19 protein-coding genes, 1 tRNA gene and 1 pseudogene are annotated in these 25,637 nt (G+C 73.9%); 11 read left to right on the forward strand and 10 right to left on the reverse strand.

Annotated elements, in window-relative coordinates; all coding sequences use genetic code 11:
• Positions 1-67 precede the first annotated feature (67 nt).
• From ACSLIC_RS15840 to ACSLIC_RS15850, 3 genes and pseudogenes are all read left to right on the forward strand, one after another.
• Positions 68-709, forward strand: coding sequence for a hypothetical protein (locus ACSLIC_RS15840; RefSeq protein WP_436738347.1), 642 nt, complete (start codon positions 68-70; stop codon positions 707-709).
• 338 nt (positions 710-1,047) lie between these two features.
• Positions 1,048-2,190: a Rieske 2Fe-2S domain-containing protein gene (locus ACSLIC_RS15845; RefSeq protein WP_436738348.1), complete on the forward strand. Its 1,143-nt coding sequence runs from the start codon at positions 1,048-1,050 to the stop codon at positions 2,188-2,190.
• A gap of 243 nt (positions 2,191-2,433) precedes the next feature.
• Positions 2,434-3,925 (forward strand): annotated as a pseudogene (locus tag ACSLIC_RS15850) (glycoside hydrolase family 6 protein); the annotation flags it as partial.
• Positions 3,926-4,075: 150 nt separating this feature from the next.
• Here the strand turns inward: ACSLIC_RS15850 and ACSLIC_RS15855 are convergent.
• Both ACSLIC_RS15855 and ACSLIC_RS15860 read right to left on the reverse strand, forming a co-directional pair.
• The gene (locus ACSLIC_RS15855; RefSeq protein WP_436740383.1) at positions 4,076-4,822 is read right to left on the reverse strand and encodes an N-acetyltransferase; all 747 of its coding nucleotides are present in this window, start codon (positions 4,820-4,822) and stop codon (positions 4,076-4,078) included.
• A 65-nt stretch (positions 4,823-4,887) separates the two neighbouring features.
• Positions 4,888-6,693, reverse strand: a complete 1,806-nt coding sequence (locus tag ACSLIC_RS15860; RefSeq protein WP_436738349.1) for a SpoIIE family protein phosphatase — start codon at positions 6,691-6,693, stop codon at positions 4,888-4,890.
• A gap of 430 nt (positions 6,694-7,123) precedes the next feature.
• Between ACSLIC_RS15860 and ACSLIC_RS15865 the strand changes: the two genes are divergently transcribed.
• Positions 7,124-8,239: an ADP-ribosylglycohydrolase family protein gene (locus tag ACSLIC_RS15865; protein ID WP_436738350.1), complete on the forward strand. Its 1,116-nt coding sequence runs from the start codon at positions 7,124-7,126 to the stop codon at positions 8,237-8,239.
• 100 nt (positions 8,240-8,339) lie between these two features.
• On the opposite strand, the gene ACSLIC_RS15870 is transcribed toward ACSLIC_RS15865, so the two are convergent.
• The 3 genes from ACSLIC_RS15870 to ACSLIC_RS15880 all read right to left on the reverse strand — a co-directional run bounded on the left by ACSLIC_RS15870 (position 8,340) and on the right by ACSLIC_RS15880 (position 10,940).
• The gene (locus ACSLIC_RS15870) at positions 8,340-8,549 is read right to left on the reverse strand and encodes a DUF397 domain-containing protein (RefSeq protein ID WP_030697854.1); all 210 of its coding nucleotides are present in this window, start codon (positions 8,547-8,549) and stop codon (positions 8,340-8,342) included.
• Positions 8,550-8,973: 424 nt separating this feature from the next.
• Entirely contained in the window at positions 8,974-9,831 is an 858-nt protein-coding gene (locus ACSLIC_RS15875; RefSeq protein WP_436738351.1) for a helix-turn-helix domain-containing protein, read from the reverse strand.
• A 347-nt stretch (positions 9,832-10,178) separates the two neighbouring features.
• Positions 10,179-10,940 carry a GOLPH3/VPS74 family protein gene (locus ACSLIC_RS15880; RefSeq protein ID WP_436738352.1) on the reverse strand — a complete coding sequence of 254 codons (762 nt, stop codon included), beginning with the start codon at positions 10,938-10,940 and terminating at the stop codon, positions 10,179-10,181.
• 199 nt (positions 10,941-11,139) lie between these two features.
• Here ACSLIC_RS15880 and ACSLIC_RS15885 point away from each other — a divergent pair, with 199 nt between their 5' ends.
• On the forward strand, positions 11,140-14,169 hold the full coding sequence (locus ACSLIC_RS15885; protein ID WP_436738353.1) for a serine hydrolase: 3,030 nt from the start codon (positions 11,140-11,142) through the stop codon (positions 14,167-14,169).
• A 152-nt stretch (positions 14,170-14,321) separates the two neighbouring features.
• Positions 14,322-16,130 (forward strand): MFS transporter, encoded by a 1,809-nt coding sequence (locus ACSLIC_RS15890; protein WP_436738354.1) that lies wholly within the window; start codon positions 14,322-14,324, stop codon positions 16,128-16,130.
• A gap of 9 nt (positions 16,131-16,139) precedes the next feature.
• Here the strand turns inward: ACSLIC_RS15890 and map are convergent, their stop codons facing one another.
• Positions 16,140-16,907 (reverse strand): type I methionyl aminopeptidase, encoded by a 768-nt coding sequence (gene map / locus ACSLIC_RS15895; RefSeq protein ID WP_436738355.1) that lies wholly within the window; start codon positions 16,905-16,907, stop codon positions 16,140-16,142.
• Between the two features lie 112 nt (positions 16,908-17,019).
• Here map and ACSLIC_RS15900 point away from each other — a divergent pair, with 112 nt between their 5' ends.
• Positions 17,020-17,310, forward strand: a complete 291-nt coding sequence (locus ACSLIC_RS15900) for a helix-turn-helix domain-containing protein (protein ID WP_436738356.1) — start codon at positions 17,020-17,022, stop codon at positions 17,308-17,310.
• Positions 17,311-17,516: 206 nt separating this feature from the next.
• On the opposite strand, the gene ACSLIC_RS15905 is transcribed toward ACSLIC_RS15900, so the two are convergent.
• Positions 17,517-18,353 carry a hypothetical protein gene (locus tag ACSLIC_RS15905; RefSeq protein ID WP_436740384.1) on the reverse strand — a complete coding sequence of 279 codons (837 nt, stop codon included), beginning with the start codon at positions 18,351-18,353 and terminating at the stop codon, positions 17,517-17,519.
• Positions 18,354-18,618: 265 nt separating this feature from the next.
• Here ACSLIC_RS15905 and ACSLIC_RS15910 point away from each other — a divergent pair, with 265 nt between their 5' ends.
• On the forward strand, positions 18,619-19,104 hold the full coding sequence (locus ACSLIC_RS15910) for a cold-shock protein (RefSeq protein ID WP_436738357.1): 486 nt from the start codon (positions 18,619-18,621) through the stop codon (positions 19,102-19,104).
• Between the two features lie 623 nt (positions 19,105-19,727).
• On the opposite strand, the gene ACSLIC_RS15915 is transcribed toward ACSLIC_RS15910, so the two are convergent.
• Positions 19,728-19,803, reverse strand: a tRNA-Arg gene (locus ACSLIC_RS15915).
• A 320-nt stretch (positions 19,804-20,123) separates the two neighbouring features.
• On the opposite strand from ACSLIC_RS15915, the gene ACSLIC_RS15920 reads away from it, so the two are divergent.
• Positions 20,124-22,214, forward strand: a complete 2,091-nt coding sequence (locus tag ACSLIC_RS15920; protein ID WP_436738358.1) for an NB-ARC domain-containing protein — start codon at positions 20,124-20,126, stop codon at positions 22,212-22,214.
• Here ACSLIC_RS15920 and ACSLIC_RS15925 read toward each other — a convergent pair.
• Positions 22,202-23,929 carry a translation initiation factor 2 gene (locus ACSLIC_RS15925; RefSeq protein ID WP_436738359.1) on the reverse strand — a complete coding sequence of 576 codons (1,728 nt, stop codon included), beginning with the start codon at positions 23,927-23,929 and terminating at the stop codon, positions 22,202-22,204. The two genes, ACSLIC_RS15920 and ACSLIC_RS15925, sit on opposite strands and share 13 nt — an antisense overlap.
• Before the next feature lie 89 nt (positions 23,930-24,018).
• On the opposite strand from ACSLIC_RS15925, the gene ACSLIC_RS15930 reads away from it, so the two are divergent.
• Together ACSLIC_RS15930 and ACSLIC_RS15935 are read left to right on the forward strand one after the other, a co-directional pair.
• Positions 24,019-24,186: a hypothetical protein gene (locus ACSLIC_RS15930; RefSeq protein ID WP_436738360.1), complete on the forward strand. Its 168-nt coding sequence runs from the start codon at positions 24,019-24,021 to the stop codon at positions 24,184-24,186.
• Between the two features lie 109 nt (positions 24,187-24,295).
• Positions 24,296-24,796 (forward strand): DUF5949 family protein, encoded by a 501-nt coding sequence (locus ACSLIC_RS15935; protein WP_436738361.1) that lies wholly within the window; start codon positions 24,296-24,298, stop codon positions 24,794-24,796.
• A 207-nt stretch (positions 24,797-25,003) separates the two neighbouring features.
• On the opposite strand, the gene ACSLIC_RS15940 is transcribed toward ACSLIC_RS15935, so the two are convergent.
• Positions 25,004-25,414: a rodlin gene (locus ACSLIC_RS15940; protein ID WP_436738362.1), complete on the reverse strand. Its 411-nt coding sequence runs from the start codon at positions 25,412-25,414 to the stop codon at positions 25,004-25,006.
• Between the last annotated feature and the right edge of the window lie 223 nt (positions 25,415-25,637).

A 25,637-nucleotide genomic window follows, 5' to 3' on the forward strand; every position in this document is an offset into this window, starting at 1 on the left:
GAACCGGGCTCGGCGACCGGCTTCGACCGCTGAGCCCCTGAACCCCGGTAAGTCGATGGAGATTCCCATGCGTGCGCAACTCGCCGCCCGATCCACCCGCCTGGTCCTGGCCCTCTCCGCCACGGTGGCACTGACCGCCGGCCTCACCGCCTGCGACCCCGACGACAGAGCGGCCGAGGGGCAGAGCCCGGCGCAATCGTCCGGCGGGGCCGAGGCTCCCGGCGACAGCTCCCCCGGGGACGCGAAGCCCTCGAAGGATTCGGGCGGTTCGTCCAAGGACGAGCCCGCGCGGGAACCCGGTGACACCTGCCGCACCGGAGACCTGGAGTACTCCGTCACCGCCAAGGACGGCGGCGTCCTCATCATCAAGGCCAAGGCCCAGAACCACCTCATGTGCCAGCTGGACCACACGGCGCCCCTGGTCATCTTCAACTCCTCCGAGAGGACCAAGCCCTACCCGGCCGAACTGATGAAGCTCACGCCCCCGGACTCGATCGAGCTCTCCGGCACCAAGGCCGCCTACGCCGCCCTCATTCCGAACACCAACCGGGCCGAGGACGTGGTGGACGTCGACGCGGCGCACATCGTCATCGGCGAGGACGAGTCCGACCCCGCCTTCGTCAAGCTCCCGGACACCTACACCGTGAGCGAGTCCGCCGTCACCGACTGGTATCCCAGCCCGGACGCCGCCACCCCCGAGGCCAACTGACGCACCCCACCCACCGCCCCCGGCCCCCTGTCGGCGGGCGCGGCCCCGCCCGAGACGACGTCGCGCGTCGAGACCGGGCGGGGCCTTCGCAGGTGTGGCCCGTACGCGGCTCCCACGCGGGTGCCGTGACCCGTCGTCTCGGTGTCGGGCGGAAGGCCGTGGTCGGTCCGTTTTTCCAGGGCCGGCGGGGGAGATCCCCGAAGATCGGGAAGGGCCCCCCGAGCCCCGACACCCCACACCCCACACCCATGCCCCCTTCGGGTGATCCGCCCTCCCGCAGGTGGATGCGCGGACCCCTCGGGCAGCCTCTTCAGGAAGTCGATCTGAGAGGGGTGCGCGTGGGACTGTCCCGGGAGCGTCGGAGGGCCATCAGCGAGGGGCCCACCCCGGCCGATGCCACAGGAGCGGCCGCCCTGCCCTACCCGAGCGGGTGGGCGGCGGTCGCCTTCTCCGCGGAGCTGGCGAGAGGGAAGGTGCTGACCCGGCCTCTCGCCGGCGAGGACGTCGTGGTCTACCGGCTCGGGACCGGAGCCCTGCGGGCCGTCAAGCCCTACTGCCCCCACCTCGGGGCGCATCTCGGTCTGGGCAAGGTCGAAGGGGACGACCTGGTGTGCCCCTTTCACCTCTTCGCGTTCGGGCCCGACGGGGCCTGCGTGCGCACGGGGTACGACACGGCGCCGCCCAGGTCGCCACTGGCGCAGTTGCCGGTGTGCGAGGTGAACGGAGCCGTCTTCGTGTGGCGGCACCACGACGGGCGGGAGCCGGACTGGACCGTCCCGGAGTGGCACGTGGTGGGGCACCGGCCGGCCCGGTCGGGAGCGTGGGAGCTGGCGGGGAACGCGCAGGAGGTGATCGAGAACTCGGTCGACCTCGGGCACTTCGCGACCTTGCACGGCTGGAAGCGGGCGGAGATCGACGGGCCGGTGCGGTACGACGGCGCCGGGTTCCGGCTGTCGATGCGGGCTCACGAGTCGGCGCCGCTGCTCGGGGACTTCACCGTGGACGTCGACGTGGAGGGGTACGGCCTCGCCGTCCTCCATGCCGACGTCCACACGCCCAGGATCGGCCTGCGCATGTGCACGACGGTGCTGCCGACGGCGATCGGCCCGAACCGGATGCAGCTCCGCCAGCTCAACCGCCTCACCTTCGACGAGCCCGCCCGGCTGCCGGCCCCGCTCGCCCGCGCGGTGAGCCGGACGGCGACGCGGGTGCTGGACCGGGCCGTGTTCCAGGCCAGTTGCGCGTTCACGGCGGCCGACTTCCCCATCTGGCACCACAAGCAGTACCTGCAGCCGCCCCGCCTGGCCCATGGCGACGGCCCGATCGGGCCGTTCCGGCGCTGGGCCCGCCGCTTCTACCCGCCGCGGCCCCACACCGCCCCCGGTCCGGCCGAGGGCACCGCCCCGGGCACCGCCCGCCGCGACGACGCCCCCGGACGCGTACCGGAGGCGGGCCTGCCCGAGCAGCCCGGCCCCCACTGACCCCGCCCGCACCACGGTCACCTCCCGCCCCGGGCGGACCCGCCGACCGGTCCGCCCGTATGGGCGATCTCCGCGCGAAGTATTGACAGGTACTGGTCACAGCGAGACCTTGGGAGCGCTCCCACAGTTCACTTCCCGGAAGAACCACGCGCACCTCAGCACCAAGCTCTCCGAGCACCACCCGCACCCCCGATTCCGCCCCGGCAGCGCTGCCGAAGGCGTACGAGAGGAGCACGGAGCCGCATGAGCACGAGAAGCAGAGGCACGAGACCGCCCGGCGGAGCCGGACGCCCGCTTCGGGCGCGGACGGCCGCCGCCCTGACCGCCCTGGCCCTGGGGGCCTCCCTGGCGGTCGCCGCCCCCGGTGCCGCGTCGGCCGACGCGCGGGAGGTGGCCGCCGCCCGGGTGGACAACCCGTACGTGGGCGCCACCCCGTACGTGAACCCGGACTGGTCGGCCAAGGCCGCCGCCGAACCAGGCGGGGGCGTCATCGCGGACGAGCCGTCCTTCGTCTGGATGGACCGCATCGCCGCCATCGAGGGCACCCCCGGCGCCCGCGGCCTCAAGGAACACTTGGACACGGCGCTCGACCAGGGCGCCGACCTCTTCCAGGTGGTCGTCTACGACCTGCCGGGCCGCGACTGCTCGGCCCTCGCCTCCAACGGCGAGCTGGGCCCGACCGAGATCGGCCGCTACGAGAGCGAGTACATCGACCCCATCGCCGACATCCTCGACGACCCGGCCTACGCCGAACTGCGCATCGTCGCCCTCATCGAGCCCGACTCCCTGCCGAACCTCGTCACCAACGCGGGCGGCACCGCCGGCTCCACGCCCGAGTGCGCCGTGATGAAGGAGAACGGGAACTACGAGAAGGGCGTCGGCTACGCCCTGCACACCCTCGGCGCCATCCCCAACGTCTACAACTACGTGGACGCCGCCCACCACGGCTGGCTCGGCTGGGACTCCAACTTCGTCCCGGCGGCCGAGCAGTTCAAGAAGGCCGCGACCACCGAGGGCGCCACCGTCGACGACGTGCACGGCTTCATCGTCAACACCGCCAACTACTCCGTGCTCAAGGAGCCGCACCTCAAGATCACCGACACGGTGAACGGCACCACGGTGCGCCAGTCGAAGTGGGTCGACTGGAACTACCACATGGACGAGCTGACCTTCGCCCAGGCCCTGCGGGAGGAACTGGTGCGCCAGGGCTTCGACTCCGGCCTCGGCATGCTCATCGACACCGCCCGCAACGGCTGGGGCGGCGCCGACCGGCCCACCGGACCCGGCCCGACGACCAGCGTCGACGCCTACGTGGACGGCGGCCGGGCCGACCGCCGCATCCACGCGGGCAACTGGTGCAACCAGAGCGGCGCCGGCGTCGGGGAGCGCCCCGCGACCGCACCCGAGCCGGGTATCGACGCGTACGTCTGGGCGAAGCCTCCGGGAGAGTCGGACGGCAGCAGCGAGCCGATCGACAACGACGAGGGCAAGGGCTTCGACCGGATGTGCGACCCGACCTACGAGGGCAACGGCCGCAACGGCTTCAGCCCGACGGGCGCGCTGCCCGACTCACCGGTCGCCGGGCACTGGTTCTCCGCCCAGTTCCAGGAACTGCTGGCCAACGCCCATCCGCCGCTGCCCGGCGGCGAGCCCGGCGGCGCCACCGGCGAGACCCAGCTCCGCCCCAACAAGGCCGACTGGTCCGGCTTCGAAGAGAACGACGACCACAGCCACGCCACCTCCACCCCCCTCACCGACCACGAGAGGATCGGCCTCCACCTCGGCACCGGCCTCACCTGGGGCACCGCCCCCTGACCCGCCCATCGGCAGGCAGGCCCGGCACGCACCTGACGGCGTGCCGGGCCTGCCGCCCGTGCCGACCGGATCAGAGCCGGTGGCGGACCCAGACGTTGGGCTCGGCGTACACCGCGTAGCCGTGGGTGAGCGAGCAGTGGACCGGGACCAGCGCGCCCGGGACCTCGACGGGGCCCTCGGTGTCGAAGGGCAGACCGGTCCAGTCGCGCCACTGCTCCAGAGTGCCGCTGACCGTCATCGACACCGGCGCGACCGAGTCGACGACCCCGCCCGCGCGGACGTGGACGCGCAGCCACGGGTCCTCGGGCAGGCCGTCCTCGGCGCGGGTCAGCCGCGCGTACCGTGCCATCGGCAGGGTCGGCCGCAGGTGCTTGGCGCTGGGGCGGACGGGGGCGACGAGTTCGCGGTGGCCGTGGGCGCGGGCGTTCTCGCGCATCGCCTCGACCATGCGGCCCGACAGCCCCTTGCCCAGGTGGTCACGGGCCACGGTGATCTCGACGGCCCCGACCGTGTCGGGCGTACGGCCGTGCCGCAGGTCCGAGAAGGCCCACAGCAGTTCCTGGTCCCAGCCGCCGGCGGGCAGCTCGCCGCGTCCGGGGGCGTCGAGGGCGAACGGCACGCTGTAGCCCCGGGCGACCACCACTCCGTCGGAGTCCGTGGCCACCAGGACGTACTCGGGGAACTCCACCGCGATCCGGGGGAAGTTGGCCCAGCCGACCAGGTCCTCCAGGACGAACCGGGGCCAGGTGTCGGGCATGTCGCCCAGCGCCGCGGCCAGCTCGGGGCGGTCGGCCAGGGTGGTGATCTCCAGCTTCATGCGCGCGAGCCTACGCAGCCCGAACTCCGCCCGGCCACAGGGTTCTCGCTGGTCGGCCCGTACGTTCAGGGGCGCGGGGCGGGAACGCGCAGGACGAGGAGGGCCACGTCGTCGTCGGGGTCCTCTCCGGTCATGCTGACGGCGAGTTCACCGGCCAGTCGCCGCAACGGGGTGTCCGCCCCGGCCGCCAGGAGGGCGCCCAGGCGCTCCACGGCCGCCTCGATGTCCTGGCCCGGGCGCTCCACCAGGCCGTCGGTGTAGAGCAGCAGCGTGCTGCCCGGCGGCAGGGTGCGCCGGTGCTCCCGCCAGCCCTCGCCCAGCCCCGGGTAGAGAAGCATGTCGTGCTCGGTCAGCATGCGGGCGGGGGAGCCCGGCACCGCGAGCAGCGGCGGCGGGTGTCCGGCGTTGGTCCAGGTGAACTGCCAGCCGTCGGCGGCCGGGGTGAGGTGGGCGTGGACGAGGGTGCCGCTGAGGCCGAGGTCCAGGGTGGTCGTGGAGTGGTGCAGGGCCTCGACGGCCGCGGCGGGTCCGGCTCCGGGATGGTCGTGGTCGGCCTGGCGGAGCATGCTGCGGGCCTGGCCCATCAGGGTCGCGGCGCGGATGTCGTGGCCGGTGATGTCGCCGATGGTCGCCGCGAGCGTCGGTCCGTCCGCCCCCTCGGCGGCGGGCGGCAGCCGGTACGCGTCGTACCAGTCGCCGCCCACCCGGTCCCGGGCGGCGGCCGGGCGGTACAGCGCGGCCAGCTCCAGCCCGTCGACCGAGGGCAGTTCGGTGAGCATGGCGTCCTGCAACTGGCGGGCCACGTCGATCTGTTCGTCGACGAAGAGGGCGCGTTCCAGGGCGCGGGCGGCGTAGGCGGCGGTGGCGGTCAGCACCGCCAGCTCACCGAGGTCCGGTGTGTGCGGGGTCCGCCAGGCGACGGCGAGCGCGCCCAGGACGCGCCGGGTGCCCGCCAGCGGTACGCACACCATGGAGGCGAACCCCAGCCGCCCCCAGCGCGCCGCCGCCTCGTCCCCGTAGTCGGCGCGGACCGCCTCGGTGCCGTGCACGGCGACGGCGCGCTTCTCGCGGGCGGCCCGGCCCGTCGGCCACGGCGTGGCGACCGGGTCCACCGCGGGGTCCTGCGGGGTGCCGTCGGGCCAGCGGCCCTCGGCGGCGTCCCAGGGGATGCGCTCCTGGGCCAGGCTGAGACCGGCGAAGGAGGGCTGAAGGTCGCTGGTGATGAGGTCGCCGACCTGGTGGCGCACCTGGTCGACGCCGGTGGTGTCGGCGAGCACCTCGGAGGCGCGCAGCACCAGCTCGGAGCGGGCCAGCAGCGCCGCCGTCTCGCCGCGCGCCTCCTCGACCCGGTGGGTGACGATCCGCAGCCGGATCTCGGCCGCGCACGCCTCCGCCAGATCGGTCAGCGCCCGCACCTCGCGGTCGGTCCACTCCCGGGGCCGTCGGTCGACGGCGCAGAGCGAGCCCAGCACCACCCCGTCGTCGTCCACCAGCGGCAGCCCCGCGTACCCGGCCATCGACAGCTCCTCGACCACCGGCAGGCCCCGCATCCGGGGGTCGGTCCGGGCGTCCCGCACGATCAGCCGGCCGGCCTCCACCAGCTCGGCGCACAGCCCCGTCCTGCGCCGTTCGGGCCAGGGCGGCGCCAGACCGGTCATGCCGGGGAAGACGTGGTGCTGGGCGCCGGCGACCGCGACCAGCGCCACCGGGGCGTCCACGAGCTGAGCCGCCACCCGGGCGAAGCGGTCCATGCCGGGGTCGGGCTCGGACGACAGTCCCGCCTGCTCCAGCGCGAGCAGCCGCGCCGCCTCCCGGCCAGGAGCGTGGGACGCCCGGGAGTCGCCCGGGTGAGGGCCGCTGTCCTGTGCCATGGCGGCGGACCTTCCTGTTCAGTGCCCTGTGCCCACCTGCTCCCGTCAGAGTAGGCCAGCCTTCCGGGTGGTGCCGCTCGCCCGCGTGCGGGCAGGCAGGACTCGCCGTCGGCGGGCGTCGACCCCGCCGCGCCGGAGGAGCCGGGCGCCACGGGGCGGCGCTCAGCTCCCCCGCGGTCCCACCCCGGCCGCGGCCCGGGCCGTGGCGGGACCGGGCCGCGCGGGTCGACGACACCTCGCCGCTCGTCGGCGGGGCTGCCGGGCCGGTGGCCCGACCGGACCCTGTGGGGGTCCCAGACCCACCCCCATCCGCTCAAACTCCGCCACCGGGACGACCGTTCACATACCGCGTTCGCCCCCATCCGCTCACCGCCGGTCAATTACAGTGCGGGACGAGGCGTAAGCGGACCGGCAGGACGGGAGGGGCGCTGTGGTCACGGCCGTCGGGCCCGTCTGGGGGCGGACCGAGCAGCAGGACTTCCGGAGCCGGGTGCGCGGGACGCTGCTCGGCGCGGCCCTCGGCGACGCCCTCGGAGCACCGCTCGCCGGGCTCGACCCCCGCGCCGTACGGGAGGTCTGCGGCGACGAAGGCCCCGACGGGCCCGGGGAGGCGTACGGGCGGCGCGGTGCCGTCACCGCCCACACGCAGCTCAGCCTCTTCACCGTGGACGGCCTGATCCGCGCCCAGGTACGCCGCGACACCGGCGCCTGGCACCCGCCGACCGACCTGCACCTGGCCTACCGGCGCTGGGCCGCCACCCAGTCCGACTGGGGCCCCGACGAACGGCGCGCCGGCGACGGCTGGCTGGCGCGGCAGGAATGGCTGTACAGCCGGCGCGGGCCGGAGCGCGGTTGCCTCTCCGGGTTCGGGGACCGGGGGATGGGAACCCTGGAGGCGGTGCGCAATCCCGGCGAGCGCGGGCCGGGGGCGTTGACCCGCTCGGCGCCGTTCGGGCTGCTGGTCGGCTGGGAGCCGGAGCTCGTCCTCCAACTCGCCCTGGAGGCCGCCGCGCAGAGCCACGGGCATCCGGCGGCCCGCCTCGCGGCCGGGGCGTACGCCCTGCTGGTGCACGGCGCGGCCCGTGGCGAAGCGCTGGAGGCGGCAACCGGCCGGGTGCTGGCCCTCGTCGCGGAGCGCCCCGGCGGCGAGGAGGTCGGCGAGGCGCTGCGCGCCGCCGTCCACGGGGTGCGCCAAGGCCCGCCCGACACCGCCCTGGTCGAGGAGCTGGCCGGGGGCGGCGGGGCCGGAGGGGTCCTGGCCGCCGCTCTGTACGCCGCCCTGGTCTGCGAGGACGTCCCGCACGGGCTGCGGCTGGCGGTGCGCCACGGCGGGCCCTCGCCGGCGGTCGGCACGGTCTGCGGCGGTCTGCTCGGCGCGCTGCACGGCGAGACGGCGCTGCCGCCCGCCTGGCTCGCCGAACTGGAGGGCCGGGCCACGGTGCTGGAGCTGGCCGACGACTTCGCGCTGGAGATGACCCACGGCGCCGCCCTGCACGGGCCCGAGGGCGCCTCGCCCGGCTGGCTCGCCCGGTATCCGCGTGCGTGACCGGAGGGAGGGCGGCCGGGTGGCGGCAGGGGAAAGCCCCCTCGGCCGGGACGGCGATCCAGTCGAGAGGGCCGTAGGTGCCGCACCGCGTGCGGTCGGGTCACACGAGGTCGAAGTTCCCCCGGCCGACCCCGGCGACGAAGGCGTTCCAGGAGTTGGCGGCGAAGCCGATCGCCGGGCCCTGGGCGACCTTCGAGTCGCGCACGGCGATGGACGCCACGACGGGGGACTTCACCTCGACGCAGGCACCGTTTCCGGTGGAGTAGGAGGACTTGGTCCAGTCGGTGGTCGCACCCTGGTGAATAGCCATGATTGCTCCGGTTCAGGCGGTGGATGTGCCGTTGCGCCGGCCGTGTGGGCCGGCGGGTGCCATCGGTCCCGATGACGTCGTTGACGCTACTCGCCGACATCGTCCCGAGCGGAAGTCGATCACCCGACTGAAGGCAAATTACCCGGTTCACCTCCGGGTGAGTGAAGGAACGTGTATCGTCCGTGCGCACACCGAGCGGGTGCGCGCATTTGAGCGATACCGCGGAATAAACCCGGGTTTCTGCGGACAGGGTAATTCCGGCCACCGTAAAGGGCCGCCGCGCCCGCCCCCGTCGCACCCGCCCCCGCCTGCGAAGACGTCGCGAACGCGTCGACGCCGTCCGGCGGCAGCACGCCTGCCGGACGGCGTCGGGACAAGGGGTCGGAAAACGGGGGTGAAATCAACGGCGAGTGGAGTTCGAGGGTCAGCCGCCGTGCTCGCGTGCCATCTTCGCGATGTACTCGCGTGAGGCTTCCGGGTTCAGCGCCTGAGCCCGCAGATGTTCGTACATGACGCTGTACTTCTGTACGTCGTTCGACTTCTCCAGATAAAGATCGCTGGTGACGCCTTCGATGTAGACCACGCTGGAATCGGTGGAGTCGGGGAACTCCAGAATCGCGTATTGCCCGTTGAGTCCCGGGTGGGCGCCCGTCGTGAACGGAATGACCTGGACGGTCACGTGCGGCAGCTCCGACATCTGCACGAGATGTTCCAACTGCTCCTTCATGATCTTCGGCGTGCCCACCGCCCGGTGCAGCGCCGCCTCGTCCATCACCGTCCACAGCCGCAGCGGGTTGTCCGGCGAGGAGACCCGGTCCTGGCGGCGCATCCGCACCTGGACGCGCTTCTCCGCGTCGGCCGGGCTGATCTCCGGGATGGCGCCCTGGATGAGCGCCTCCGCGTACGGCCGGGTCTGGAGCAGGCCCGGCACCACCTGCGGGTCGTAGGCGCGCAGCGAGGCGGCGTCGGTCTCCAGCCCGATGTAGACGCTGTACGGGATGTCGCCGAAGCTGTGCCACCAGCCCTGCTGGCGCGAGTCCTTGGCCATCTGCATCAGCGAGTCGACGATGCGGTGGTCCTCGACCTCGTAGACGCCGCAGAGGTCACGTACGTCGCGCTGGCTGATGGAGCGGCGGCCGTTCTCCAGGCGGCTGATCTTCGACTGCGAGACCAGGAGGCGTTCGGCGACCTGCTCGGCGGTCATGCCCTTGAGTTCGCGGAGCCTTCGCAGCTCCTGACCCAGGCGGCGTCGCCTGACGGTGGGATTGACGCTGGACGCCACGGATACGTGCACCTCCGACTGCGGGCCCTGCGGGGCAGGGCCTGGCGGGTTCTGCTTATCTGCTGTTCAGCAGAGTGCCACCAACGGCCCGGCCAGCGCTGGGAAACGGCCGATGCCGTATCCGTACGGTGGCCCAGCGTGGCCGTCCGGCGCCCGGCTCGGCGGGCCCCCGCCCCACACGCGCACGGCCGCGCGGGGCGGCGGGCGGAGGCGTCGTCCGGACGTCCTCCCGCCACCCCGCGCGGCCACCTCGCGGCTCCCGGACCGGTTCAGGGGCCCTCACGCGACAGGTCGCGTGAGGGCGTGGCGGTACGGCGCACTGGGGTCCTGCTGTTCGGTCGCCGCTCTCAGTGGGCCGCGGCGCGGGCCATCGTCGAGCGGTGCGGCTGGCCCGGGACGTGGTGCCCCGGTCCGGCCGCCGGTTCCGCGGTGCGTGGCCCGTGGGCCGGGCGCACCGCCGTGGCACCCCCGCGCCGCGGCGGGGTCGCCGCGCCGTTCTGGACGTCCATCACGGCGTGCGCCACGAGTCCGCCCATCGGGTCGTGCCTGATGAGGTCCCGGAGGCGGGAGCGCGAGGAGCGCCCTTCGTTCCCCGGGTACAGGTGCTTGCCGAGACCGACCGCGTGGGCCAGTGCGGCGAGCGCCGCGGTCCGCGGGTCCGGCGGGACGCCGGTGCGGATCGCGTTGTCCAGCCGGGCTCTGATCTCCCGGCTGATCGCCGTCTCCGTCGCCTGGTAGCGCGTCGTCGGCAGCACCCCGCACATCTGGCCTTCGACGGCGTGCACCATGCCGCGCCGCTCCAGATGCGAGAGATAGGTCTGGCGCAGCCCCAGCCGGGGCCCGCCGATCCAGTGCACGGCCCGCACCGGCGCGCCGCGTCTGCGCAGCAGCTCCAGTGCGGAATCCAGTGTCGGATCTCCGGTCGGCCGTGGTACGACCACGGCGATACGATCCCCGTCCGGGGCTATACGTCCGGCCAGCGCCAGCTCCACTAGCTGTGCTCCGGCCAGACCGAGGTCGAGCGACTGCGGCTGCGCTGTGGTACCCGTGGCCGGGTCCAGAGCGAGCAGCAGAAGCTCCTCCGGAATCGTTCTGCGGCTCCTGCCCATCCATGCCTCCCCGCGTGGATGAGTGACAGGGTGACCCCTCTCACATTGGTCTGTCGAGAGCACGTGGACGCTATGTACGGGAACCAGTAGGTATGTCGTTCTCGTCTGGCAAGAGGGTCCGTGGGTCACACAGGACACTGGTACATGGTTCGGACACGACGTCGTCCGGCACGACGGACGGCTTATCGAGGAGGCATCGGTGGCGGGCGAGTTCCCCGACAGGTCGGAGCAGAAGAAGGCGGCGGGGGATTCCGGCACCCCGGCCACCGACGCTCCGTCCCCGGCCACGGACAACCGCGACCCCCGGATCGCGGTCGCCCGCGAGACACCGGACCGCACCGATCAGGCCACGACCGTCCTGAGGACGGACGGGCAGCACGGCGCCGACGGGAAGCCCGCCGACGCCGAGGAGCCGGCCGACGCCGAGGGGCGCGCCGGCGGTGCGGACGCGGCTGACGGTGCGGACGCCGCCGACGGCGCGGGGGAGGCTCGCGACGCCGGTACGGATGCGGATTCCGGCTCGGACGCGGACTCCGGCTCCGATGCGGCCTCCGGCTCCGGCGCCCAGGCTGACTCCGACGGGGACGTCGAATCCGACGTCAACACCGGTGCGGAGGAAGCCGATACGGCCGGGGAGGCGGGCGGTTCCGCGAAGGGGGAGGACGCGGAGGGCGAGGCCGGTGGTTCCGGCGAGCGTGCCGATGCCGACGCTGACCGCGCTGACGCGGCCGACAAGCCCGAGACGGCCGACAAGCCCGAGAAGGCCGAGGAGTCGGAGAAGTCGGAGAAGGGTGACGCCGCCACCAGCGCCGACGCCGCCACCGACGAGGGCGCCGCCGAAGTCGGTGCGAGTGACACCGAGTCCGGTACGGACGGTCGGCTGCGGGATGCCGTGGCCGCCTGGGTGGCCACCGACGAAGGTGACGAAGAGGGCAAGTCGGGTGAAGGTGAGGCGGGTTCCGCCGACGCCGGCCCCCACGACGCCCGCGGCGAGGGCGAGGAGGGCGCTGGGGACGCTTCAGAGGCGCCCGACGAGCCTGTGCGGGGTCCGGGTGCCCCCAAGGTGCCCGCGGCGCGCGAGGCGGGCGATGCTGACGCCGACTCAGGCGAGCCGGGCGCCGGTGATGCCGCCGACGCCAACGACGCCGACGCCAACGACGCCGACGCCGCCAACCACGACGCCGGGGGCGCGCCGAAGCCGGGCGGGGACGCCGCTGCCGACGAGGCCGACGAGTCGGACGAGTCGGACGAGTCGGGGGCCGGTGCCGGGAAGACCGCGGCGACGGAAGCCGGGGAGTCGGACGGTGCGGGCGAATCCGGCGTGAAGAAGGATGTCGGGCGGGCCGGTGTGCCCGCGCAGGGCGGGAAGCCGGGCGGCGAGGGGGAGTCGGCGAAGGACGGGCCGGCGAAGGACCCCGAGGCCGGGGACGCCGACGAGGGCGGCGAGGCGGACGAGGAGGAGGACGCCGCTGCCGTCTCCTCCGGGGTGAAGCTCCGCAAGGTGGGCAAGCGGCAGGGGGTCGACCAGCCGACCGCCGTGTTCCGGGCGCCGAAGTCCGAGCCCGAGGTCGACCACCCGACGACCATGCTGAAGGTCGGCGACGCCAAGCCCGAGGAGTCCGACACCAAGGAGTCCGACACCAAGGAGTCCGACACCAAGGAGTCCGGCGCCGGGAAGTCCGGCGCCGGGAAGCCCGAGGCCGAGGAGTCGAAGGCCGAGGAGCCGAAGGCCGCGAAGGGGGCCGGGCGCGAGTCGGAGGCCGAGCGGACCAGCAAGTTCGTGCCGTTGCGCGGGCTGGAGGGTCCGGCGGCGGTCAAGTCCGAGCCGGCGGCGGCCAAGCCGGCCGAGGCCGACGAGGCGCCGCGCGCCAAGGTCGTGCCACCGCCCGCCCCGGCCGCCGACGAGACGGCCGCGCTGCCCGTCGCCGAGCGCACCACCCAGCAGCCGCTGCCGCCGCTGGACCTGCTCGCCGAGCTGACCAACACCCCGCCGCCGCCGGAGACCCCGCTGCGCACCGCCGTGCGCCGGGTGAAGATCTGGACGCCGCTGGTGATCCTGCTGCTCATCGTCTTCGCGGTGGTCCAGTCGGTGCGTCCGCTGCCCCAGGGCACGCTGGCGCTGACCGCCGAGGAGACGTACACCTTCGAGGGCGAGGAGCCGGCCATGCCGTGGCCGAGCGAGGGCCAGGCGATGGTCACCGTCGACGGCATCGGCTCGCTCGGCTCGTACGGCGAGCAGAAGCCGATCCCGATCGGCTCGGTCGCCAAGGTCATGACGGCGTACACGATCCTGCGCGAGCACCCCGTCAAGAAGGGCACCAAGGGCGAGCGGCTCACCATCGACGCCAAGGCCCAACAGGACTACGAGAACGCCGGGCAGGAGTCGACCGTCAAGGTCACCGAGGGCCAGAAGATCTCCGTCAAGGAGGCCATAGAGGCGATCATGCTGCCCTCCGCCAACAACATCGCCCGCCAGCTGGCGCGTTGGGACAGTGACGGCGACGAGGGGGCCTTCGTCGAGAAGATGAACAAGTACGCCGCCGAGCTGGGCATGGAGAACACCACCTACACCGACCCCAGCGGCCTCAAGGAGACCACCGTCTCCTCCGCCGAGGACCAGGTGAAGCTCGGCAAGGCCGTCATGGAGTTCGAGGCGTTCAGCTCGGTCGTCCGGCTGCCGTTCTACGAGTCGACCACCTCGGGCCAGCGCGAGAAGAACTACAACAACCTCGTCCCGATGTACGGCGTCGTCGGCATCAAGACCGGCTCCACCACCAAGGCCGGCGGCAACCTGCTCTTCGCCGCCGAGAAGGAGGTCGACGGCGAGAAGCAGCTGATCATCGGCGCCGTCTTCGGCCAGCACGCGCCGCCCATCCTGGACACCGCCACCGCCCACTCCAAGGACCTGATCCTGCGCACCCAGGAGCTGCTCACCTCCAAGCAGGTGGTCAGGAAGGGCGACGTCGTCGGCCACGTCGACGACGGGCTCGGCTCCACCACGCCGGTCGTCGCCACCAAGGACGTACCTGCCGTCGGCTGGCCCGGCCTGACCGTGAAGCTGGCCCTGGACGACGGTGGCAAGGCCCTGCCGCACGAGGCGAAGGCCGGGACCGAGGTCGGCGTGCTCAGCGTCGGCGACGGCACCGGGGACGCCGTCGAGGTGCCCGTCGCGCTCCAGAGCGACCTGGCCGAGCCGTCCTTCGGAGCCAGGATCCAGCGCGTCGGCTGACCTGCCGCACCACCGGCTCCGGCGGCGTTCCCCCCAGGCGGGGGAGGGCCGCCGGAGCCGTGTTAGCGTCCCGGGCGCCGGGACCAGTCGGACGAGGCGGCGCCGCACGGCACCCGCGCCCACCGGCCGGGGACGAACGGGGAGAACCGCCAGTGACCACCGCCGAGACCGGACAGGCCGAGCTGGACGAGGCCGCGCCCCCGGAGATACCCGCCGCCGGGCCGTCCCGGGCCCGCCGCCTGCTGCTCCACCCGGTCACCCTCACCACCGCGCTCGCCGCCGCCCTGCACGTCCTGTGGTTCTTCACCTTCGCGAACAGCGGCGGCGACCTCGCGGCCCAGGACGCGTGGGCCGAGTTCGTCGGGCGCAACCCCGGCTCGGCGTACAACCTCGCCTGGTACGGCGGGATGCACCCCGTCTCGTACAGCGTCGTCTCGCCCTACCTCATGCACGTCCTGGGCGTGCGCACCACGATGATGCTGGCCGGCACCGTCTCGGCGGGGCTGCTCGCCCTGCTGCTGATCCGCAGCGGCGCGGTCTCCGGGCCGGGGGCACCGCGGCGCACCCTGCTTCCCGCCTTCGCGGGTGTGTACGGACTGTTCTGCAACGCCGTGTCCGGCCGGGTCACCTTCGGCCTCGGCATGATGTTCGGCCTGGCCGCCGTCGCCGTGTGCTTCTGCTGGCCGCACCGCTGGCGCCACCGCCGCTGGACCAAGGGCGCCGTCGCGGCCGTCCTCGCGGGGCTCTCCACCGCCGGGTCACCGGTCGCCGGGCTCTTCGTCGGCTTCGTCGCCGCCGCCCTCTTCCTCGTCCGCCGACGCCCCGCCGCCTACGCCCTGGGCCTCGCCCCGGCCGCCGTCGTGGGCCTCTCCACCGTGCTGTTCCCCTTCTCCGGTACCCAGCCGATGTCCCTGGGCTCGGCGGCGATCCCCTTCCTGTACGGCGTGCTGGTCTGCGTCCTGGTGCCCCGGCACTGGGTGACGGTCCGCGTCACCAGCGGTGTCTACGCCCTCGCGGTGCTGCTGGTCTGGGCGGTCCACTCGCAGATCGGCTCCAACGTCACCCGGCTGCCGATGCTCTTCGCGGGCGCCGTGCTGCTGGCGGCGCTGCCCTTCACCGTCCGCGCCAGCCGCAAGTGGTACGCCCTCGTCGCCTCCCTCGTGCTGTTCACCGGGTGGATCGGCGTCAAGACCGTCGACGACATCGTCAACACCACCCCCATCGCCTCCTGGAACCGCGAACTGGCCCCCCTCATCAGCCACCTCGACCAGGCCGGTGCCGACCAGGGCCGCGTAGAGGTCGTCCCCTCCCGCAGCCACCGCGAGGCTTCCGCCCTCGCCCCGTACGTCAACCTCGCGCGCGGCTGGAACCGCCAGGCCGACGTCGAGCGGAACCCCCTCTTCTACGACCGTTCCCTCAACGCGGCCACCTACCGCGCCTGGCTCGACCGCTGGGCCGTGCACCACATCGTGCTGCCCGACGGAAACGTCGACGGCGAGGGCGGCGAACGCGAACGCGCCCTCATCGAACGCGGCATGCCCTACCTCGACCTCGTCTGGAGTGACGCCAACTGGCGGCTCTACGCCGTCGAGAACCCCACCCCCATCGCCGACCCGCCCGCCCTGGTCCGCCGCGCCGAACAGGGCACCATCACCCTCGACGTGCTGCGCCCCGGCCGCGTCCTGGTCCGCCTCCCGTACTCCCCGTGGCTCGGCCTGGTGGACGCCGACGGCGACACCCTGCCGGCCCCTGAGGAGACCGCCGCCTCCCGGGACCGCACCGAGGCCGGCCCCGGCCTGCCCGAGGAGTACGCCAACCGCCACGGCTGCCTCGCCCCCACGGAACCCGACGCCACCGGCTCCACCTGGACCGAACTCGTCGCCCCGAAGGCCGGCACGTACCGCATCGCGGCCCCGTACGAGATCCCGCGCGGGACGGCCTGCCCGGAGGAGCTGCGCTGAGGCGCGGGGTCAGACGACGGTCAGCAGGCGCGGGCCCGACTCCGTGACGGCGATGGTGTGCTCGATGTGCGCCGCCCGGCTGCCGTCGGCGGTGAACATGGTCCAGCCGTCCTCGCCGGTCCAGCAGGCGTCCGAGCCGCCCGCGAGGAACATCGGCTCGATCGCGAGGGCGAGACCCGGGCGGAGCGGGAAGCCGCGCCGGGGGCGGCCCCGGTTGGGGATGTGCGGGTCCTCGTGCATGCGGCGGCCGATGCCGTGTCCGCCGAAGTCCGCCGGGACGCCGTAGCCGCCGCGCCGGGCCGCCGAGCCGATCGCGTGCGAGATGTCGCCGATCCGGTGGCCGGCGGTGGCCGCGGCGATGCCCGCCGCCAGGGCGACGCGGGTGTCGGCGACCAGCCTGGCGTCCTCGGGGCGGGGCGTGCCCACCGAGAAGGTGGTGGCGGCGTCACCGGTCCAGCCGTCCAGCCGGGCCCCGCAGTCCACGCTCAGCAGATCGCCGTCGCGGAGCCGGTAGTCGGTCGGGATGCCGTGCTGCACCGCGTCGTTGACCGAGGCGCAGATCACCGCCGGGAACGGGATCGGCGCGAACCCCGGCTGGTAGCCGAGGAACGGCGAGGTCGCGCGGGCGGCGGCGAGCACGCCCCGGGCCACTTCGTCCAGCTCCCGCAGCGACACCCCGGGAGCCGCCGCCTCCTCGACGGCGGCCAGTGCCTGGGCGACGACCCGGCCCGCCTCCCGCATCGCGTCCAGTTCCCCGTCGGTCTTGATCTCCACCATGCCGTGCTGCCCCGCCCTCGGTGACCGGCCCCGGGGCATGCGGGCGCGCCGGGGGACGGCATGCCGCCTCCCCGGCGCATCCAATTTCTATACCGGTATTAGTATCACGGTCATGGTGCGAACAGCTCTGACCCCCTGGGAACGTTCCCGCGGCGAACACTTCGGCGCCCTCCTGCGCAGGGCCCGCGGCGACCGCAGCATGGTCGAGGTCGCCGCCGCCGCCGGCGTCTCCGCGGAAACCCTCCGCAAGATCGAGACGGGCCGCGCCCCGACCCCCGCCTTCTTCACGGTCGCGGCCCTCGCCGCCACGCTGGGCCTGTCGCTGGACGAGCTGGCCGAGGCGGCGGCGCGGGCGGCCGGGGCGGACACCGGCGAGGAGGCCGAGGCGGCCCGGTCGGCCTGACCGGGCGGGCGCCTACCCCTCGCGCGGCGCCCCGGGCGGCGGCCCCGCGGCCGACCACGCCCCCGCGGGCGCCCCGCCAGAGGCGCACCAGGGGCGGGTCGACGCGGGAGGAGCCGGCCTCTGGGCCCACGTACCGCTCATACGCCCGCTGTCGGCAGGCGGAGGCCCGTCCGGGCCGGAGGTTGCGCCCAGACGCGAGACGCTCCCTACTGCTGCGGCGGCTGTCCGTACGGCCCGGGCTGCTGCGGGGCCTGCTGCGGCCACTGGCCCGGCTCGGGCTGGTGCTGGGGCGGCAGGCCCTGCTGGGGGTGGCCGTAGGGGCCCGGCTGCTGGGGTGCCGCCTGGCCGTAGGGAGCGGGCTGCTGCTGCGGCTGGCCCGGCTGCGGGTAGCCGTACGGCGCGGGCTGCGGGGGCGGTGCGTACGGGGCGGCCTGCGGCGCGCCCCAGCCGGTCTGGGTGCCCGGCGGCAGGTAACGGGCGCGGCCCTCCCCGTCGGTCACCCGCAGGAAGCCGAGCCGCTCCAGGTACGCCGCGAACTTCACGTTCCGCTGCCGCTGCACCATGACGCTGATGCCGAGCACCGCCATGCCCAGCACCCAGAAGATCGCCACACCGGTCAGCGGCATGTCCCGCAGAGCCATGACCCCGGAGGCGACCGTCACACCCAGCCCCGCCATGACGAGCCGGTTGGGCTCCGTCATCCGGCCGGTCAGGTCGAAGTTGATGCGGGCCTTGAGCAGTTCGAACATGTCCGCCGGATACGGGGGCAGCGGACCGTCGTCACCCGCCTTCGGGTACTGCTGCCAGTTGGCCGCCGCCCGCTGCCGCGCGGCGGGGCTCGGGTCGGGCGCGAGGTACATCTGGAGCGCGGAACTGCGCCCGCCGCCCTGCCGCACGTCGATGTACTCGTAGCCGAACTGCTGGGCGGTGCAAGCCAGTTTGGCCAGCTTCTTCACCGACGCCATCGGGCTCGTCAACACGATCGGCTGCCCGTGCCCCATCAGCTCGAACATCTTGCGAACTTGCTTCTTGCTCACCCGCACCACCCCGTTTCGGTCCCGATACCTCGGCCGAAGGCCGCCCGCGACTGTACCGCCCCCCGCCGCGGGCGGACCCGCCCGTGCCACGGGGACCCACGGCCGCTCCCCCCGGCCGTACCCGGACGCGTATCATCCGGCCGAGTGAAGCCGCGCCCGCCTGACGCGGACGCGGCGCAGACGGGTACGGCCGCGCCCAGGGGACGGCCGCGCACAGCACGCCGGAAACGGTTCTCCGGCAGCGTGCCAGATACAGCGGAGGTGTGGTGTCGTGCTGAAGACCGGGAAGATCCTGCGCTTCGACGAGGTGCGTGGCTACGGGTTCATCGTGCCCAACGAAGGCGGTGAGGACGTCTTCATGCACGCCAACGACCTGGTCGACGAGAAGTACCTGTACCAGAGCGGCCGCGAGGTCGAGTTCTTCGAGGAGCTGGGCGAGAAGGGCCCCAAGGCGTCCCAGATCCGTCTCGTCTACCGTTCCTCCCCGCGCCGCTCCACCCCCGCCGTCGGCTTCTCCTCCGGCGGCCCCGACGCCCCCCGCATCACCAACCCCGGCGTGGGCGAGCCCGACGCGGACACCGAACTCGACGAGTACGACGACCAGGACGACGCCGACACCCTGACCGTCGCCGAACTCCGCACCGAACTCACCGACCTCCTCCTCGACACCGACGACACCCTCACCGCCGACCAGATCAAGCGCATCCGCACCCGGGTGACGGAACTGGCCCGCGTGCACGGGTGGGTGGCTTCGTAGGCGAACCGTTCCCGCTCTTCCCTACGTGCCCCGGCCCGCCCGCGCTGGGCCCCCGGGGCACACGGGTCCTCGGGGCGCATGGGTCCTCGGGGCGCATGGGCCCTCGGGGCATACGGGCCCTCGGGGCATACGGGCCCTCGGGGCACGCAGGCCCCCGGGCAGAAGCGCGACGGCCCAGGCCCCTGCCGGTACCGATTCCCCGTGAACACCCCTGCCGCCGACTTCCCGTTGCCCGTCACCACCCTCGTCGCCGTGGCCCCGGTCACCGACCTCCCCCGCGCCGCCACCAGGTACACCCACCCCCTCGGCCGCCCCACGCCCAGCCCCACCGAGCGGCACCTCGCCCCGGACGCCCGGCTCCAGCTCTTCCACCCGCCGGAGCACGCCGACTCCACCCTGACCGACCTCGGCATCCCGAACCTGGACAGAGCCCCGGCCGAACTGCCCGCACGCGGCCTGGAGCCGCCCCTCCCTCAGGAGAGCGCCCCGGAACCGTCCGCTTCGCGACCCTCCACGCCCCGGCGGAAACGGCGTCACCCTGACCGAGACCAGGGCCTGACCCTCCTGTCCCCGAACGGCAACACCAAAGGCCCCGGACCACGCCAGGTCCGGGGCCTCCACACTGGTGCCCCCGGCAGGATTCGAACCTGCGACACCCGCTTTAGGAGAGCGGTGCTCTATCCCCTGAGCTACGGAGGCGGGGCGCGACCGTGAGGGTGCGCCCTGGTCGTCGCCGACCGCTGACAGCGTAGCGGATGGAGGTTGCCGGGGTCGCCCCCGTCGGGGGTTAGCGGGGCTGGGCCGGGCCCGTGGCCCTGGGAGGCGGGTCGGCGTTGAGGCGTCCGGGGCGGGATGGTCGGGGCTTGCCCTTCCTTTCGGGCTTGCCCATGTCATCGACGGGGGGCGTCTTCGTGTTCCTCGCCGTGGGGCCGTGGGGCCGTGGGGCCGTGGGGGCGGGTCGGCTGACCGGCTTGGTGCTTCTTGCTGGCGGACCGTGGGCGAGGCAATACTGTTGGTTCATGGCGGACGAGACGCGTAACCACCTGGACGGGCGGGCGCACGTCGTCGTCCAGAGCGGCCGGATCGAGGAGTTGCACCAGCACATCAGCGGCGGCGAACCGGCCGGGGCGGCCGTGCCGTTCGAACTGCCGCCCGCGAGGCGCCGGTTCGAGAACCGTGTGGCCGAGCAGGAACGGATTCGGCGGGCCGTGGAGGACCACGCGCCGCAGGCCGGACCGCTGGTGGCCCTGCTGACCGGTATCGGCGGGGTGGGCAAGACCGCGTTGGGGTTCCACGTCGCCCGCCGCCTCGCCGACCGCTACCCGGACGGTGTCCTCTACGTCGACCTGAACGACCTGCGCCGCGACGGCACCGTCGAGGTCGATGAAGCGCTTGGGGAGTTGCTGGCCGGGCTCGGCGTGAACAAGGAGTGGCGGGAGCGGCCGTTCGCCGCCCGCGTCAAGCAACTGTGGACCCTGACCCGCGACAAGCGGCTCCTCCTCGTGATCGACAACGCCCGGTTCGGCAGCGAGGTCACGCCCCTGCTGCCCGCCTCCGACCACAGCCTGGTCCTCGTCACCAGCCAGGGCACCCTGTACGACCTGGACGTGGCCGCCGCGGTGGAGGTGCCGGTCGGCCCGCTGCCGGCCGAGGACGCCGGGGAACTGCTGCGGCACCTGGTCGACGATCCACGGCTGGCGGCGGAACCGGAGGCCCTGGCCGACCTGGTCGAAGGCTGCGCGGGGCTGCCCGCGGCGCTGCTGGTGGCCGGGCGTTGGGTGCGCAAGTACCGACGGCGGCCCCTGTCGCGCCTGGTCGAAGAACTCACCGCCGAACTGCGCGAGAAGGGCATTCCCATGGTCGAGGCCGTGTGGGACGCCGCCTACGAGGGCCTGGACGCTCCGGCCGCCCGGCTGTACCGGCTGCTGCCCCTGCTGCCGGCCCCCGTGATCGGCGAAGAACCGGCGGCGGCCCTGCTGGGCTGCGGGTCCCAGGAGGCCGGCGACCTCCTGGAGGAGCTGCAACGCGCCGGACTGCTGGAGGAGGGCGTCGAAGCCTGGCGGATGCACGACCTGCTGCGCGGGCACGCCGAGCGGCGGCTGCGCCAGGCGGACCCGTCGGGCGGGGAGCGCGACCAGGCGCTCGCCGCGCTGGTCCGCTGGTACCGGCGGCAGGCGGCGCGCGCCGACCGCGCCTCCGCCGGGCCCCGCATGACCTTCGCCCCCGAGCCGGGACCCGTCGAGCGGGACTCCCACGGCCTGGTCTTCGAGGACAAGGCCCAGGCGGACCGGTGGCTGGAGCAGCACCGGCTCGCGCTGTACGGGTGCGTACGGCTGGCCTTCGACGCGGGGCTGTACGAGGAGGCGTGGGGGCTGTGCGAGTCGCTGTGGACGCACTACCTGGACCACCCGCACCTCGGCGAGGCCGTGGCCGCCTTCCGCACGGGAGTGGAGGCCGCCGACCGTACGGAGTCCCTGCGGGCGATGGTGCGGATGCGGTGCCAGCTGGCCCGGCCCCTGTGGGAGCTGGGACGCCACGAGGAGGCTGCGCGGGAACTGCGGCAGGCGCTGCACGCCGCGCGGGCTCTGGGCACCGACAAGAAGGACGACAAGCTGCGCGCCTCGGTCGTGGAGTTCCGGGGCCTGCTGAAGGTGGAGACGGGCGATCTGCCGGGAGCCGTCGGCGACTTCGCGGCCTCCCGGGAGATCCACGCCCGGATCGGCAACGCCTACGGGGTGATGCTCCTGACCCACCAGGAAGGCAAGGTGGCGCTGCGGCGCGGGGACAGCCGGCGGGCGATCGAGCTGCTGCGGCGGGCGCACGCGGCCGCCGTCGGCCTGGATCGGGAGCGGATGATCGGGCGCACCGCTTTCGAACTGGGGCGGGCGCTCAGGGCCGCCGGCCGCCTCCAGGAGGCGGAGGAGCGGGTGCGGGCGGCGCTGGAGAGCGCCCGTGAGCGGCGTTCGGCCACCGACGAGGTGCGGGTGCTGCGGGAGTTGGCCGAGGTGGCGGAGTCGCTCGGAGAAGCCGGGCGGGCGGAGAGGCACCGCGCCGACGCCGCGCGCATCGTCGCGCGCTCGGGCGGGCTCCCGGCGGCTCACAACTCGTAGTCGAGGTCGCCCTTCTCGGCCGGGGCCAGGTGGACCGGGACGCGGACGGGTCCGGTGTCGCACAGCAGGGTCCCGGCCCGCCGGTCGGGCGGGCCGGCGGCCAGCCAGGCGTGGACGGCGCTGACGACGGCGGTCGGGTCGGCGTGGTGGGAGCGGCCCTGGCCCCGTTGGGGCTCGGTGGTCACGGTCAGCGGGCCGACGCCGCGGTGGTGGAGCAGGTAGCGCTCCCGGGTGAGGATCGCCGCCGCGGTCCGGCAGCCAGGCAGCTCCGCCAGCACGGAAGCCGTCCAGCCGGACGCCGTCCACGCCGAGTCGTGGGCGGACCGCGGCCGGGTACGCGCGTGACGCCACAGCACCGCCGCGCTCTGGAGCGCGCCGGGGCCGGCTGTGGGGTGTTCGGCGGCCAGGTGGTGGGCGGGTTCGGGGGTGTCCGGGGGGAAGCGGTGCACGGTGACGTGGTCCCCGCTGACCTCGGTGCGTACGGCGAGGGCGGTCGGCCGGCGCGGGGCGGTGGTGGGCGGTGGGAAGGCGGGGGCGTCGACCCGGGTGGCCGGCGGGCACAGGCCGAGCAGGCGGTAGAGGTGCCCGCGCAGCAGGGCCAGCGACTCGCCCGGGTGGGCGAAGGCGTGCGCGGCGGGCCCGCGCGGGTCGGTACCGCGGGCGGTCTCCAGCGCGGCGGCCAGGCCGCGGGCGGTCGCCAGGTGCGGGATCGCGGCGAGCAGGCGGGCCATCGGGCTGTGCGGGACCAGTTCGTGCCCGCCGTCGTAGGCGCCGATGACCGGGCGGCCCAGCGCGGCGGCGTACAGGCCGGTCGAGCCGTGGTCGGTGACCACGGCGTCGGCGGCGACCAGCAGCGCGGCCCACTCCTCGTGCGGGCGGGCCAGCACGAGGCCCGCGCGCAGCGCCGGCGCCATCCACCGCGTGAGGTCGAAGCTTCCGGTCCGGCTGTGGGCGTTGGGGTGCAGGACCAGGGCGACCTGGAAGGCGTCGTGGGGCAGGAGTGCGAGCAGGTCGGCGGGGAGCCCGGGGCGGCGGGCGATCAGCGATTCGGGACCCCAGGTCGAGGTGAGGACGACGAGTTGGCGCGGGCCGGTGCCCACGGCCGCGCGGTACTCCTCGCGGCGGGGCAGGGAACGCAGCAGGCGGTCGGCCGTGGGGTCGCCGACGACGACGGCGGGGCCGGCCTCGGGGCAGTGGCGGGCCAGCCGGAGCACCTGCTCCTCGTGGGCCAGGGCGTGCAGGTCGGCCCAGGGCTTGCCGTCGGTCAGCAGGTGCGCGGGGTCCAGGCCCGAGGGCACCTCGGCGGAGCCCTCGTCGCTGAGGGCCTTGCCGAACCCGGCGCCGTGCGGCAGGAGCGCCCGGGGGCCGGGCAGCAGGTGCAGGTCGCCTTTGGGACTGGCACTGAGGACCAGGTCGTGCCGGGTGCCGCAGGCTTCCTGCCAGGGCATCGTCCGGGCGCCGGTACGGTCCAGCGCGGTGAGCGCGTCGACGTCGAAGCGGGAACCGGGGACCAGGGTGAAGCGGACCCGGACGCGGTCGTCGCCGTCGAAGACCGGCAGGACGTCCAGCAGCCGGTGCAGCGCCACCGCCGAGCGGATGGCGACCAGCACGCTCCGCTGCCCGCCTTCGACCGTCCGCTCCCGGGTCCGGGGGGCGGGCGGGTGGAGGGCGCGCCGGGGTGCGTCGTGAGAGTCGGGGGAGGCCGGGTGCGGCATGGTCCCGATCGTATCCAGGTGCCGGGTGGGGCGTGGGGGAGAGGGCGAAGTCCGGCCCGGCGACCGTCAAGGACGTCGGGGGGAGACGCTTGCCTTCTTCGCGGTCCTTCGTCACGGTCGGCACCGCCGCCCGCCACGGACACCGCATCGTTTTCCGGAAGTTCGGCACGTACGGACTCGTGGTGACCGCCCTGTCGATCGCGGTGGCCGCGCTCTCCGTCCGGCCGCGCTACCTCGTGCTCGGCCGGACCGCCTGACTGCGAGGCGGCCGGTGTCCCCGTACGGGCTACAAGGGCGCCCCCGCGCTGGGCCGTTCGGGTGACGCGGGATGCCCGGTGGGGCCGGGCGCCCCTAGGGTCCGGGGCTATGACCTCTGCTACCTCAGCCACCGGAACCCAGCTCGACCCGAGCCACCTCGGCACCATCACGGTGATCGCCTGGGCCGGGGAGAACGTCAACGACGGCCAGGACATGCCCTTCCTGCTGGCCTACTCCCTCGGCGACGGCGCGGCCGGCCCCGAGGCGGGCGAGGTGGCCGTACGGGCCCTGCTGGAGCGCTCGGCGCTGCCGGTCGGCGGCGGGATCGTCGACGGTTCGCCCTCCAGCATCCCCGTGTCGGTCCTCGTCACCGGGAACAGCGCGACCCTGACGGTGCAGCACCTCAACGCCCAGTGCGTGGTGCCGCCGGAGTGGACGGCCGCCGCGCACGCCCGCGGGCAGGTGTACTTCATGTTCACCACCAAGCCGTGGCCGCAGGCCGCGCCGGGGGTCCCGGTGGAGGAGGAGGCGCTGAAGGGGTTCATCGGCGACGAGGAAGTGATCATGGCCTCGGCCCACTGCCTGGTACCGGTCAGCACCCTGCGCTGAGAGCGTGTCCGCCACACTCCGTTCATCGGCGCACCGGAACTCCCCGGTGCGCCGCTTTCCGTTACCGGGGTGCGCCGCTTTCCGTCACCGGAATTCCCCGGTGGCGGAGGAGGAGGGGAATCGCGCCCCGCGGAAGGGAAGGCAGAGCAGGCCCCGCCGCACGGCGGGGCCTGCTCTGCGATCGCTGCCCGGCGAGCGGGGGACGGCTCAGCTGTTGCCGGCGCCGTTGCCCGAGAGGACCGGGATGTTGCTCAGGATGTGCGAGAGCGGCTCGTCACCCTTGGTCTGGGTGGAGTTCTCGACGCACTGCTGCTGCTGCGGCGAGGACAGGACGTCGAGGTCCTGGACGGTGACCGGCACGAGGCCGATCAGCGAACCGACGTTGGCGTCGACGGGCACGCCGACGCAGGGCTTGTTCAGGGAGCCCTGAACCAGGCCGAGCTGGGGGCTCTGGTCGCCGGCGATCGAGGTGTTGCCGTAGGTCTGCTCGGCACCGTTGCCGCTCAGCGACGTGTGGCCGCCGTCGTCGCCGATGGCCATCGCCGGAGCGGCCGCGGCGGCGCCCGCACCCAGGATGGAGACGGCGACGGCAGCGGTAGCCATGACCTTCTTGATCACAGTGATTCCTCTTTCCGATGGAGTGCCCCGGGGATGAGGCTCCCTGAACAACTCATCGTCATCGGGGAGGTTATGCCTGTACGGGCGGTGTCACTCCAATGGTGGGGGAGGGGGCGCGGAGTCCTGTGATTATCGGAGCCGGGGCCTGGAAAGGTGCTGATGGGCGAGGGGAGGTGGGCTCGCCTTCCGTTCGGGTGAATCGGCGTCACCAAATACGGAGTGG

The organism is Streptomyces sp. BBFR102, from assembly GCF_051397025.1.
Lineage (GTDB): Bacteria > Actinomycetota > Actinomycetes > Streptomycetales > Streptomycetaceae > Streptomyces.

Excerpts from the sequence above, each read along its gene's own strand:
- map (WP_436738355.1), bottom strand. The coding sequence starts at position 16,907 with ATGGTGGAGATCAAGACCGACGGGGAACTGGACGCGATGCGGGAGGCG.
- ACSLIC_RS15900 (WP_436738356.1), top strand. The coding sequence starts at position 17,020 with ATGGTGCGAACAGCTCTGACCCCCTGGGAACGTTCCCGCGGCGAACAC.
- ACSLIC_RS15840 (WP_436738347.1), top strand. The coding sequence starts at position 68 with ATGCGTGCGCAACTCGCCGCCCGATCCACCCGCCTGGTCCTGGCCCTC.
- ACSLIC_RS15855 (WP_436740383.1), bottom strand. The coding sequence starts at position 4,822 with ATGAAGCTGGAGATCACCACCCTGGCCGACCGCCCCGAGCTGGCCGCG.
- ACSLIC_RS15935 (WP_436738361.1), top strand. The coding sequence starts at position 24,296 with ATGACCTCTGCTACCTCAGCCACCGGAACCCAGCTCGACCCGAGCCAC.
- ACSLIC_RS15925 (WP_436738359.1), bottom strand. The coding sequence starts at position 23,929 with ATGCCGCACCCGGCCTCCCCCGACTCTCACGACGCACCCCGGCGCGCC.
- ACSLIC_RS15860 (WP_436738349.1), bottom strand. The coding sequence starts at position 6,693 with ATGGCACAGGACAGCGGCCCTCACCCGGGCGACTCCCGGGCGTCCCAC.
- ACSLIC_RS15920 (WP_436738358.1), top strand. The coding sequence starts at position 20,124 with ATGGCGGACGAGACGCGTAACCACCTGGACGGGCGGGCGCACGTCGTC.
- ACSLIC_RS15880 (WP_436738352.1), bottom strand. The coding sequence starts at position 10,940 with ATGGGCAGGAGCCGCAGAACGATTCCGGAGGAGCTTCTGCTGCTCGCT.
- ACSLIC_RS15870 (WP_030697854.1), bottom strand. The coding sequence starts at position 8,549 with ATGGCTATTCACCAGGGTGCGACCACCGACTGGACCAAGTCCTCCTAC.